At 36.1% G+C, this 12,388-nt stretch carries 12 protein-coding genes; 6 read left to right on the top strand and 6 right to left on the bottom strand.

What is annotated here, in order from left to right; all coding sequences use genetic code 11:
- Positions 1 to 28 precede the first annotated feature (28 nt).
- A complete protein-coding gene (locus tag MP477_RS18150) occupies positions 29 to 211 on the top strand; it encodes a hypothetical protein (protein WP_230038814.1) in 183 nt (60 codons plus the stop codon).
- Positions 208 to 1,293: a grasp-with-spasm system SPASM domain peptide maturase gene (gwsS, locus tag MP477_RS18145; protein WP_257191490.1), complete on the top strand. Its 1,086-nt coding sequence runs from the start codon at positions 208 to 210 to the stop codon at positions 1,291 to 1,293. The genes MP477_RS18150 and gwsS overlap by 4 nt, the downstream gene beginning before the upstream one ends.
- Positions 1,294 to 1,349: 56 nt before the next feature.
- Here the strand turns inward: gwsS and MP477_RS18140 are convergent, their stop codons facing one another.
- The 3 genes from MP477_RS18140 to MP477_RS18130 all read right to left on the bottom strand — a co-directional run bounded on the left by MP477_RS18140 (position 1,350) and on the right by MP477_RS18130 (position 7,191).
- The gene (locus MP477_RS18140; protein WP_257191489.1) at positions 1,350 to 1,727 is read right to left on the bottom strand and encodes a hypothetical protein; all 378 of its coding nucleotides are present in this window, start codon (positions 1,725 to 1,727) and stop codon (positions 1,350 to 1,352) included.
- A gap of 68 nt (positions 1,728 to 1,795) precedes the next feature.
- Positions 1,796 to 2,266: an Lrp/AsnC family transcriptional regulator gene (locus tag MP477_RS18135; protein ID WP_202271032.1), complete on the bottom strand. Its 471-nt coding sequence runs from the start codon at positions 2,264 to 2,266 to the stop codon at positions 1,796 to 1,798.
- Between the two features lie 134 nt (positions 2,267 to 2,400).
- Positions 2,401 to 7,191 carry a translocation/assembly module TamB gene (locus tag MP477_RS18130; protein WP_257191488.1) on the bottom strand — a complete coding sequence of 1,597 codons (4,791 nt, stop codon included), beginning with the start codon at positions 7,189 to 7,191 and terminating at the stop codon, positions 2,401 to 2,403.
- Positions 7,192 to 7,195: 4 nt separating this feature from the next.
- Between MP477_RS18130 and tsaD the strand changes: the two genes are divergently transcribed.
- Genes tsaD through MP477_RS18115 form a run of 3 tightly spaced genes read left to right on the top strand, consistent with a single transcriptional unit; the run spans position 7,196 to position 9,296 of the window.
- Positions 7,196 to 8,212, top strand: coding sequence for a tRNA (adenosine(37)-N6)-threonylcarbamoyltransferase complex transferase subunit TsaD (gene tsaD / locus MP477_RS18125; protein ID WP_047489148.1), 1,017 nt, complete (start codon positions 7,196 to 7,198; stop codon positions 8,210 to 8,212).
- On the top strand, positions 8,209 to 8,604 hold the full coding sequence (locus MP477_RS18120; RefSeq protein ID WP_230038807.1) for a hypothetical protein: 396 nt from the start codon (positions 8,209 to 8,211) through the stop codon (positions 8,602 to 8,604). Before tsaD ends, MP477_RS18120 begins: the two co-directional genes overlap by 4 nt.
- Positions 8,601 to 9,296: a 16S rRNA (uracil(1498)-N(3))-methyltransferase gene (locus tag MP477_RS18115; protein WP_257191487.1), complete on the top strand. Its 696-nt coding sequence runs from the start codon at positions 8,601 to 8,603 to the stop codon at positions 9,294 to 9,296. Before MP477_RS18120 ends, MP477_RS18115 begins: the two co-directional genes overlap by 4 nt.
- On the opposite strand, the gene MP477_RS18110 is transcribed toward MP477_RS18115, so the two are convergent.
- The 3 genes from MP477_RS18110 to MP477_RS18100 are packed head-to-tail and all read right to left on the bottom strand — an operon-like array spanning position 9,293 to position 11,252.
- Positions 9,293 to 10,147 carry a hypothetical protein gene (locus MP477_RS18110; RefSeq protein ID WP_257191486.1) on the bottom strand — a complete coding sequence of 285 codons (855 nt, stop codon included), beginning with the start codon at positions 10,145 to 10,147 and terminating at the stop codon, positions 9,293 to 9,295. The two genes, MP477_RS18115 and MP477_RS18110, sit on opposite strands and share 4 nt — an antisense overlap.
- Positions 10,147 to 10,578: a hypothetical protein gene (locus tag MP477_RS18105; RefSeq protein WP_257191485.1), complete on the bottom strand. Its 432-nt coding sequence runs from the start codon at positions 10,576 to 10,578 to the stop codon at positions 10,147 to 10,149. Before MP477_RS18105 ends, MP477_RS18110 begins: the two co-directional genes overlap by 1 nt.
- A 5-nt stretch (positions 10,579 to 10,583) precedes the next feature.
- Positions 10,584 to 11,252 (bottom strand): RNA methyltransferase, encoded by a 669-nt coding sequence (locus MP477_RS18100; RefSeq protein ID WP_257191484.1) that lies wholly within the window; start codon positions 11,250 to 11,252, stop codon positions 10,584 to 10,586.
- 80 nt (positions 11,253 to 11,332) lie between these two features.
- On the opposite strand from MP477_RS18100, the gene MP477_RS18095 reads away from it, so the two are divergent.
- The gene (locus MP477_RS18095; protein WP_257191483.1) at positions 11,333 to 12,349 is read left to right on the top strand and encodes an asparaginase; all 1,017 of its coding nucleotides are present in this window, start codon (positions 11,333 to 11,335) and stop codon (positions 12,347 to 12,349) included.
- Positions 12,350 to 12,388 lie beyond the last annotated feature (39 nt).

The raw sequence follows: 12,388 nt of genomic DNA, 5'->3' as shown, positions 1-12,388 counted from the left end.
TCCTATTTAAAAAAATAATTATCCCAATATGAAAAAGAATTTTATTCCAAAAGAAAAACACCCACTACCTCTTATCTATAAAAATGTGGAGGTCGTAAAAAATAAAAAGAGAGAAAAGCCACATTTCAATATTACCATAGAATGTGAAAGATACCAAACTGATTTCTATGTAAAACTAAAACCCCATAAATCCCTGGTAAGACTGATATGAAATATTTCAACCTATTCAGCACTATTTTCATCACAAAAGGAGCCAATAGAATCCTTGTGTCAGATTTACAGAGAAACACGTCGGAACTGTATCCTATGGAGCTGTATGAGCTTATTGAAGAATTGAAGACTCATCCCATTGAAAATATCCTCAGCAATTACGATCATGAGTCTCAAGAGATTGTAGAGGAGTATGTAGATCTTCTATTGGAAAAAGAATATGGTTTTATTACTGAAAACGGCTGGGATCATAATTTCTCTCCATTATCTTATGAATACAGAGATTACAGTACAATTTCCAATATTTTTATAGAACTTGGAAATGTAGATATTCTGCATAAACTAAAAAATTCAATAGAAAATTTGGGAATCAGACATCTGGTTATATTCTCTACAAGCAAATTTTCTTTTGATGAATTCCTGAAAATTGATCAGCTGTTTACAAACACCCCTTTAGAAAATATTGAGATTTTCTCTCCGCATCATCACCAGCTTGATCATCATTCTCTCGAAGAGCTAAGTGACAAGGTATCCAGAATTCATAGCCTTGTATTATATAATGCTGCCTGCTCCTCTTTTAAAGTAAACAATACACTTAGGTTTACTGTCGATTTTATAAAACAGGATTTAAAGATAACTTCGTGTGGTATAGTTGATATGAAGTATTTTAACACGAATATTTCTAAAGTGCTGGAAGCCATGAATCACAATTCCTGCCTTCATAAAAAGATGGGTATTGATATCAACGGCAATATTAAAAACTGTCCTTTAATGCCGGAAATCTATGGCAATATCAACCACCAGAGCCTTGAAGAGGTGTTAAAAAAGTCTGAATTTAAAAAATACTGGGACCTTACCAAAGAAGGTATAGAAACCTGTAAGGATTGTGAATTCAGGAATATCTGCACAGACTGCAGGGCGTATACAGAACAGACCCATATAAACAGAGATGGACTGGACATATCAAAGCCTTTGAAGTGTGGCTATAACCCTTATTCCACAGAATGGGAAGAATGGACCCAAAATCCGTTAAAATCAAAGGCAATTCAACAGTATAGAGAGCTGGAAAAAAAGAATAGCTGAAATCCGATTTCTCTACTATAAAATTCCTTCCACTCTCAGCCAATACAAAACATCTGCTATCTGAAAAACTTCCATTTCGGAATGATAGCCAGCATTCCAAATCCTGTAAAAAGGAAAAGATTGGTAACATCGGTATACAAGAAGGTAGACAGGTAATAATTATGCATAAAGAAATGCAATACCAGCAATGCCGGGAACATAAAGATTCCCACTTTTCTATAGAAGAACATCAACACGAGGCCAATCATCATCAGCGCATCAATGGAAAAGATAACGTAAAAGTACCATCTTGGAATTTCAAGATATTCATGCTGTAAATATTCATCCACATCAATTCCAAGTCCCATAACCGTAAATAACATCAGGGCAGCAAATGCCAGTACAAATCCCCATCCTTTCTTCGGATCTTCATCAAAATAGCTGTATTCTTCCATGGTACAAAAATAAAGAACTTATGAGAGATTTCATAAGTTCTTTTATAATAATTCGTTTAAAATTTGAATTAGATTGAGATCGCGTTGATCAGTCTGTTTTTGTCACTTAAGTACTCTTCCATAGAGATCATACTTTCTGTTCTCATTACATCCTGAATATCATCTATCTGATAGATAATTCTTTTTGCATCTTCAGTGTTCTTAGCTCTTACTTTACAGAAAATATTATATTTTCCTGAAATAACGCTAGCTTCAATTACGTTAGGAATAATTGACAGTTCTTTCAATACTTCCTGAGTACGGTTTGATTTTGTCAAAAGTATTCCGATGAAAGCGGTGAAATGATAATCTAGTTTACCATAATCAATATTAAGAGATGATCCCAAAATAATACCTGCATCTTCCATCTTTTTCACTCTTACGTGAATTGTTCCAGCAGAAACGTCCATCTGCTTTGCAATTTCTGTAAAAGGCATTCTTGTGTTTTCTACTAAGAAATCAAGAATCTTCTTGTCTATTTCGTCCAGTTGATAGTTCATATTAGTTAAATTACAATTTCTTTAAAAAATCTATGTATTTTTTGCAAATTTATAAAAAATAATTTAACTAAAAAAATTATATCAAACATTAACAATAATTAACACGGATGATAAAAATCATTAAAATATTCAGATTATTTCCCTGCTGATTTTATAGAATCTGTTTTTATTTCACTTTTAGCCTCAGTAGATTTTTTATCTTTTTTCTTCTTTTTGAACAAAGAATTAAAGCTTTTGCTCCATACAACTCCCATTCCATAGGCTTGATTAGCAGAACCGTTGGTACTTACCATACCAATATTGGTAGGTTTTGAATATCCTCTCAGGACCAGAGTACCGTCATTTTTTTTAGAAAGATCATACTCTACAGATCCCTCTCCTGAGAGATAATTCGTCTGTGTTCCCTCAGTTTTTGTTAACGGAATACCCAATCCTGTTTTTACATTTATCCTTGGTGAAAGGGCTACACTTACTCCGGCGTTGGCTCTATCTCCAATGTTGGCATTCTGATCTCCTTTTACGTAGTTCAGGTCAATCTGGAATTCGTTACTCATTGTGTTCAGAACAGATCCCAGCTGCTTAAGAAGCATATTATATCCGGATGATTCCGCTACATCTCCAACATTAACGTCCACACCTCCTGTATTGGATACATTAAAGGTACTCAACAGCAATACTGAACCAAACTGAAGCACCTTCTCTCCTTCCTGGCTCATTTTTGCAGCTAGCGTTTCCCTTACCTGGCTGGAAACATCCATAGCAGTCACATCAAGATCTACTTTAGGATCTATCAGAGACCTGCTGATATTGGCCTGCAGCAAAATACTGATAGGCTGAAGCTTTCCAAGACTAAGATATTCCCCCGCATTAGAAACCATCCTCATATAATTGGCGGTAATATCAAGGGAAGGTTTCATAGCATCGCCATCCCATCTGATACTGCTGTTCTTTTCAATCTGGAAAGTTTTATTAAGAATAGCTTTCGAAACAAAAGTTCCGTTATCTACTTTATAGGTTCCGTTCATCGCTATATTTCCTTGTCTGTTCATCTGGAACTTCAACGGATCAGCAATTCCTTTTACGGTAATATTTCCTACATCATCACCAATAAGTACATTTACGGTGGTTCCTTTATCTATAGCCAGGTTAAAATCGATATACATATTGGCACCGGTCTTTTTCTTTTCTTCCAACGTAATCAGTCCGTCTTTTCCTTCTTTCAGGAACCTCAGCATTTTAAACTCTTCTACATTGGATGTAGAGCTGGAGTTAAAGGTAAAGGTACTTCCGTTAAGGGCCTTCATATTAGGGGTTGTAATGCTCAATCCGGAAACAGGTCCGTCCACATAAAGATCCCCCTGACCGTAAACTCTTCCCCAGAACAGGTCAGAATCCTTCTGCGTACTGTTCAGAACCAGTAGATTATCTGCCCTCATTACCAGGTTGACCCCCATTGAAGAAATAGTTTCAAACTGAATCGCTCCGGAAATATTTCCTTTAGAATTCGATCTGCCATCATGCACCTCAATATTGTTAAGTATCGCAAGCCCTTTGGTTAGCTGAATCACAGTATCATCAAATGAATAATCTACTCCTGTGAACAATAATTTCAGCCCAAAGTCTTTTAAAGCAATATCTCCACTGTAATCAAGATTATTAAGCTTACCGTTAATTTTAAGATCTCCCGTCGCCTTTCCTCTTAAATTTCCAAAAACAGTATGTACAAACTGTTGTGTAAATGAAAGATCAAAATCCCGCATTTCTGCTGTCAGGTCAATTACCGGTGAAGCAGTATTGTTATTAACGGTACCTGTAAGATTCAGACTGTTGTTTCCAAGCACTCCTGCTGAATTTACTTTTACATCAATATCATAAACATTCAGCGAGAAACCGTTGGTGGCAGAAATGGAAATATCTCCCATATCATTGCCATTCATTTTAATATCATCAATATTAAGATCCACCAAAGGCTGTAGTGTACTTTTATCCATTTTGATCTTTACACTTCCATTAGCAAGGCCTTTTATATCCATACCATTTCCTCCGGACTGCATATCCAGAAGTTTTTCTATGGCAAAATCATTGATGTCAGCATCTACGTAAAAATCTTTAGCTGATTTAAACTGCGCTTCTTTAATAAATAAAGCACTTTTATCAGAGTATACTCTCAGATTTCGGATATCAAAATCCCCGGTTTTCTTTCTATAGGTTATAGAATGATTAAGTTCCGGGCTGGTATCTATTGCCCAGGTAACTTCATTGAATTTAACTTCAGTAGGCTCAAATCTGAAAACATAGTCTCCGGCAGCATCGGTAGACTGGTCAACGTTAATTGCATATTCCTTAAGTTTATCTTCAATTTCATCTTCAGGACTGCCATGTTTAAATACCGTTGATAAATGCAGGGTATTACTGTTTTCATTATTGCCTTTAAGCTCAAAGTCTTTAATGACATTCTTATTATATACAACTCTGTTTATTTTTGCATACAACTGCTGATTAAGATCGGCAGTATTAATTCTTACTTTAACACTATCCACCACAGCACTGTCTCTGCTGATATTTTTGCGGTCATTAATCTTATAATCAGGGTTTGATGCGGCTAAAGCCTTATCTGCATCGGTAATTTCATCTTCTTTTGTCATGATGTATTTCAAAGAAGAAGCATCCAGGTTTAAAATTAAATTATTAGAATTGCCATCATATTCTCCTTCTACTTTCGCTCCCTGAGGAAGCTTCAGATCCGGCAGAAAATAATTAACCAATCCTTGCTGTATATCGAAGTTCAGTGCAAAATTCTGCCCACGATACAGCTTTCTTGGTGGCGGACCTACTAATATTTTGCCTACTCCATTTTCTACCATGCCGGCAAGGTCAGCAAGACTGTATCTTCCTGATATTTTTCCTGTGGCAGCGCCCGGGGCATCTACATCAATTACTCGGCCTCCTCCATCAATAAATGTTTTTACTTTGGCATTGGGAATGGTATATTTTTGGGTTGCAGTAGCAAATTGAAGATCATTGGCATTAACATCCAGGGTGAGATCATTAATAGACGACATAGACATTTTACCATCTACTTTCCCGCTTACAACCTGGCTTCCCGGCTTGTTGGTAAAATAATTCATATTCAGATAACCAACATCTGCATTGACATCCATGGCCACTTTAGAAGTGCTGAAGTCGATAAGTCCCTTAATTGTTGCCTTAGCCTGATCGTCATTTACGGTAATAAGCCCGTTATATTTTTTATGATCCAATAGCCCGTCTAGGTAGAGATTACTGATTACCTTATCCATTATCTCAATACTGGCAATCTGAGATTTAGTAGTAAGACGCATGGTATTAACATCGAAACTTTGTCCGTTAATATCAAATTTACCCGAAATCAGCCCCACCGTTTTATTCTTAGTAATAACAGAAGTATTGAGGTCTTTCACCTCAAGATATCCTGAATATTTAGGCATCGCACTGCTATACGCTGTAAGTGATAATTTGGATATTTTAGCCTGCCCAATTCCTGTCAGTAAATTACCATTTTCCACGTATACCTGCTCCGGAGTTACTTTTGCCGTTCCATTATACTTCAGTTTTCCGAAATCATCAGCAAAATTCTTCATTTTTTTAGATATAAATGAAGGCATCATCGCTTTTAAATCCTTATAGGTAAAATCTGCAGCAAGGTTTTTTGTTTCAATAGCGAAATTTCCTTTCAGCAAATTATCAACTTTCATAGTTTGGGTGGCAATATTGACATCTGGATTCCTGATCAGAAAGTTTTCAAGATGAAACTTATTTAAAGGCCCTGTCATTTTTCCGGCAATATTGAATGGCTTACTGTTATCCCAGTTGGTCACAAAATAGCTGATGTCATATCCACTTACCTGGCTTCCCTGCTGGATATTCATATCCCAGCGAACTCTATCAGCAAAATCAGACCACGAACCATCATGAAGGTTGAACTTAATATCTCCCTGAAGTAAGGTATGATCTGTATTTAATGTTAAATCTTTTAATGATAAAAACTGGTGGGTTAAAGAAAGTTCTGTTGAAAAAGTATCTACAATATGTGATTTTCCCCATCTTGAGGTAACAAATGACATATTGTTGATCAGTGCAGACACATTAGGACCATTAACTTTAAGATTCGGTGCTTTTAAATTGAATTTTGTAGCAGTAAGCCACTTTCCCTGTTCTCCCGGAGAATTCCGATTAACAATGGAAACCTTAGAATCAATGATCTGTATTCTTGAATTCAGCTCAAAAGGCTTTTTCTTAGGATCCCTTTTCTTTCCATCATCAAAAAGCTCTGTAAATCTTATAAAATTGGAAATACTGTCTCCTTTATAGGTAATTACTTTTATATCTGCATTTACAAGTGTCAGAGAATTGAAACTTAAAGAATTGCTTTTTCCTGAAATAGCATTGGCAGCAAGAGATATCCAGTCTGAATCGGCGCGAAATTCACGTGCCGTAATAAAATTTAAGCCTTTATAGTCTCTTACTTTTAATCCTTTGATGGTTACATCCCCAAAGTAATTGACATCCACACTTTCTGTGGAAAAGCCGGATTTAAAATCATTATTAACAAGCTTTAATGCCTGATCTGCTGCCCATTGTTTGGTGACCGGAAGATTAATTGCTACCAGTATTCCACCCACAACAACAATTCCCAGCCAGAAAAGAATCAAAAGAAGCTTTGCCCACCATGAATAGCTGGTCACATCTTTCATTGCCTGCTTACCGAATTCTTCAGCGGTTTCCACAGGATGATGAATAGCATCTGAAGCAAGTTCAGAGGCTTCTTTTACTGTTTCCCGAACCTTGTCTTCAACATTCTCAACAGTTTTCTGTACCTGATCCCCTAGGTTTTCAGCTACAGATTTTTTATTCTCATTCTCGTTATTATTCTCTAACTTTGCCATTATTATGAGCGACTCTATAATTTTAGGTATTGAATCGTCTTGCGACGACACCTCAGCAGCTATCATCAAGGGGAATTCTATTCTTTCAAACATTGCCGCAAGCCAGGCCATCCATAAAGAATATGGTGGTGTAGTTCCTGAATTAGCTTCACGAGCCCATCAGCAAAATATTATCCCCGTTGTTGAAAAATCTTTTACTAAAGCAAATATACAACAAAATGCAATTTCAGCTATAGGATTTACACGTGGTCCCGGACTTTTAGGATCACTTCTTGTAGGAACATCATTTGCTAAATCTTTGGCAATGAGCCTCAATGTCCCGTTAATAGAAGTAAACCACCTCCAAGCCCACATTTTAGCCCATTTTATTGAGGATGCAAATCCTATGCCGCCAGCCTTTCCTTTTCTGTGTCTTACCGTAAGTGGTGGTCATACCATGATTGTACTGGTAAAAGATTATTTTGAAATGGAAATTATCGGGAAAACAATTGATGATGCTGCAGGAGAAGCATTTGATAAAATAGGAAAGATTTTCGACCTTGATTATCCTGCCGGTCCTATTATTGACCGACTTGCCAAAGAGGGAAATCCTCATGCTTTTACATTTAATAAACCAAAGCTAGAGGAATATAATTATTCTTTCAGCGGTATTAAAACATCGGTATTATATTTCATCCAGAAAGAGGTCCGTAAAAATCCGGATTTCATTAAAGAAAACCTTAATGACCTTTGTGCCTCAGTACAAAGATCCATCATTGAGATTTTAATGAATAAGCTTGAAAAAGCAGCAAAAGACCTCAACATCAAAGAAGTTGCTATTGCAGGCGGTGTTTCTGCCAATTCTGCATTACGCAAAGCAATGGAAGACAATAAAGATAGATTGGGATGGAATATTTACATTCCAAAATTTGAATATACAACAGACAATGCAGCCATGATTGCTATGGTAGCAAAATTGAAGTTCGACAAAGGTGAGTTTACAGATCTCAGAACTTCTGCAACAGCAAAATATGATTTATGAAAATACTCTTAGAAGAAAAAGTACTGGGAACCCATTCTAAAAAGAACTCAAAATATTATTGGGTACTGGAAACCATTACGGGAAAAAATGATGATCCGGGAAATTCTTTAGACTATCTTCCCTCAAGTTCTGAAAAAGGATACATTCAGGATGTAAAAGAGGAAATTATAGAAAAAATAAATTCAGAGCATCTTTTCAGCTTTCCGTATACTCCAAAAGAAGGGGATTATCTATCTATTAAAAACAATTTAAGAAAACAGGAATACCTGAATTTAATTTTCATCAACAACAGTTGGAAGGAAGAAATTTTCATCTGTACTTACCGTGACTGTGATACGGACATTTACACCACAATAAAAACAGGAGTTGCATTCTTAACGCAGGATATATGAAACTATTTTACGGAGAAATAGAAGGTACAAAAGTCATCATCAACGACGAGGAACAACAGCATATTGTAAAAGTTCTCCGCATGAGATCGGGTGAAGATATTCATGTAACTGATGGAAAAGGGCGTTTAGCTTCTGGGAAACTTATCATAGAAGGTAAAAGAGCAGGTATTGAGGTAGTGGAAATCAAAGAACACCTGGCTGATTTCAATCCAAAGCTTCATATTGCTATTGCACCGACAAAAAATATTGACAGGATAGAGTTTTTTGTAGAAAAAGCTGTAGAAATGGGAATTTCAGAGATCAGTATCATCATTACAGAAAAAACAGAACGTAAAAACATCAACATTGATAAAATCAGAAAACAGAGTATTGCCGCGTCAAAACAAAGTCTAAGATTTCATTTTCCCGTTATTAATGATTCTATCAGGCTATCTGATTTTCTAAAAAACATGGATCCTCAGCATACTTTTGTGGCACACTGCCATGAAAACCTGAAAAGAATTGATCTCACCAATATCCCGTCATCAGACCATTATACCTTTCTGATAGGCCCGGAAGGTGATTTTTCTGAAAGAGAAATCGGATACTTATCTGAAAACAGCATAAAAGCTGTATCCCTGGGGAATCAAAGACTGAGAACAGAAACTGCAGGAGTATTTGTTGCAGCCTGGAATTATAATAAAATGATTTAAGTATTCAGTACTTTAGCTTCACTCCGTTTGAAAAGAGGAAGTAGCATATGATATGGAAAGAAAATAACAAGCAGTAAATAATTGGTATTCTCAAAATCGGCCAGTACAAACTTTGCCGTGTACGTATGGAATATATAGAGAAACAACATAAAAAATGTAAGCAATTTCCTGTTAAAAGCTCCTAAAAAGCAAAGAAACTGAAGACCAATTCCCAAAACCGTTAATATTACCCAAAAGTTTTCATAGGCATACATTTCTTTCATCCAATCAGGGATTGCCATATCGGCTGCCCAGTAATTATCATAGGTATTGAGTTTTGCGGCATTTTTATCCAGCCATGTAAGTTTTGGTGTATGTTTAATGATATTTTTAGCTGTTCCTAATAATTTACCCATCCCAGCAAGCGTATAAGTCATTAAAACACCCAGATAAAAATACTGTACAAGCTTATAATCTTTATTTTCAAGATTTTTGGGCAGTAAAAAAATACTGAGAAAATAAACCAGAATGATCACATGGTTATCATGGTGAACCCCGAAATTAGCGGATAATGGAAGGTTTATAACTGCCATTAATAAAAAGATTATGACATTAAACCAGTAAGATGGCTTAAAAACAGACGCTATTACACATATTCCACAGGCAACAATAAGCCCGGTAACCATAAATATCCCGGGAAATTCAGGAAATATGATTTTTTCAAATCCAAAAACAGGATCATAAATTTCTTTTGGTCTATTTCCCAATTCAATAAACTTTAGAAATTGAACAGCCAGCCAGTATAGGCTGAATACTCTTAATACGTAATAAACCGTTTTATAATTAAATACGGTAAGCTGAGGGTAGTTCATTAAAGTTTAGTAATAATTTTTTTATCAATTTTCATCTTTTTTTCACCTATCTCACGGGGACTGTACATCTCTTTATACAAAAGATACTCCTGAAATTCGGGTCTTGTATCCCTGGCAAAGATTAGAAGCTTCTTCCTGTTCAATTCTTTATCTTCATTATGGTCAATCTTTCCTCCATAGGCATTGACAATAAACTCCTCATCGTTAGCTTCATAGCTTTTAACAGGGGTATTTAAAATCCTTATCGTATCACCATGATTGATTCCATACAGTTTATATCTTTCTCCTGAAGCTTCTCCCCCACTGGGCACTGTAAATAGTTTCCAGCTTGCAAAAGGATATATTTCATTATAACCCTTTTCTTTAATAGCAAGACTCGTAAGAGACATAAAAAGCGAAAAAAAGAATAGGTATTTGGTATATTTTTTCATTGTATTTATTCCAAATTATGGTCTTTACGGTACTTTGCCAGAATTTCTTTCCCGCTCTTTATAGAGTTCACAGCCCATCGAAGCTTCATTTCCAGACGTTTTTGATCATTCAGTTTATAATCGATTCCTGATCTCATCAGTTTCTGTTTCAGTTCATACATACAGATTCCTGCTGCTACAGAAACATTAAAGCTTTTGGTAAGCCCATACATCGGAATAGCCAGTGTTTCATCTGCAAAATCTATGACTTCCTTAGAAACTCCTTTCAATTCTGTTCCAAAAACCAGTGCAATAGGTTCCGTAATTTGATAATCAGGAAGCATTACTGCATTTTTTTCCAGAGATACAGCCAGTATTTTATATCCTCTGTCTTTAATATTTTGTAAGGAAGCAATATTTTTAGGTACTTTTTCAACTTCTACCCACGTTTCAGCGCCTTTGGTTACGGTAAGGTTAGGATTAAAAACGTTCTCCTCCTCCATAGCAACCACTTTATGAAAAGCACATGCTTCTACAGACCTTATAATGGCGGCTGCATTTCTGAACTGATATACATCATCCATTACAGGGAGCACAAAATCTGAACTTTCGTGGGAGAAATGTTCAATTTTTGTCAGTCTTTCGTCTGTTAAAAATTGTTTTAAATACTCAAAAGTTTCTGCTAAATCTTTCATCCATTTTCAAATCTTTGCAAATTAACGTAATTTTGGGCTATGAACCTTAACCTGTCTCAAATTCTTAATTAAAATAGTACATGAAGCGAAAAGTCCTGCTCATCTATACCGGGGGAACCATCGGTATGGAAAAAGATTATGAAACTGGTAGCCTCCGCGCCTTTGACTTTGGAAATATATTTGAAAAGATGCCCGAAATGAAGCTCATGGAATGTGAGGTTTTTGTTCATCCTTTCGCCAAACCGCTGGACTCTTCAGATATGGGACCCGAGGAATGGAAAGTTATTGCCAATTACATCCTTAAAAACTATAATGATTTTGACGGTTTTCTGATCCTGCACGGAACGGATACCATGTCTTATACCGCATCGGCATTAAGCTTTATGTTAAAAGGATTAAAAAAACCGGTCATCATGACAGGATCTCAGCTGCCTATTGGTGATCTGAGAACGGATGCCAAGGAGAATCTTTTGACAAGTCTTTACTACGCAAGCTTATATGAAAATGATGAAGCTGTTATTCAGGAAGTGGCGGTTTATTTTGAATATAAATTATTGAGAGGAAATAGAACATTGAAATATTCAGCAGAGTATTTTGATGCTTATGCAAGCCCGAACTATCCTATTTTAGGACAATCGGGAGTCCATCTGAATATTATTAAGGATAATCTTTTCCGCTGTGATCCCACGGTAGAATTTCATGTTGATGAACATATTTCAGAAGATATTTTATTCTGGAGAATTTTTCCGGGAATGCAGCTGAGTCATTTCAGAGAAATACCCAAAATGAAAGTGCTTATTCTGCAGGTTTTTGGTTCCGGCACTATATTCAGCAGTGAAAAAACCCAGGAAACGCTTCAGGAAATCAGAAATAACGGAACGGAAATCGTAGTGGTAAGTCAGTGCATTTCAGGAGGTATCTCCTTTGGAAAGTATGAGAACAGTAACATTTTCTCAAGAATAGGAGCTATCAGCGGCAGGGATATGACTGCTGAAACCGCTATAACCAAAGCCATGCACTTAATTGACAATCCCAACTATTCCGGAAGCTTTGCCGATAACTTTACAAAAAGCCTTTGTGGAGAAATTACCGATTAAATTGCAATAATAATTTGGATATTCCAGAAAATACCCTAT

The sequence above is a fragment of the Chryseobacterium sp. WG23 genome (genome assembly GCF_024586575.1).
Taxonomy (GTDB): domain Bacteria; phylum Bacteroidota; class Bacteroidia; order Flavobacteriales; family Weeksellaceae; genus Chryseobacterium.
The sequence above is the reverse complement of the archived record's forward strand: the minus strand, read 5'-3'. Positions and strand labels throughout refer to the sequence as shown.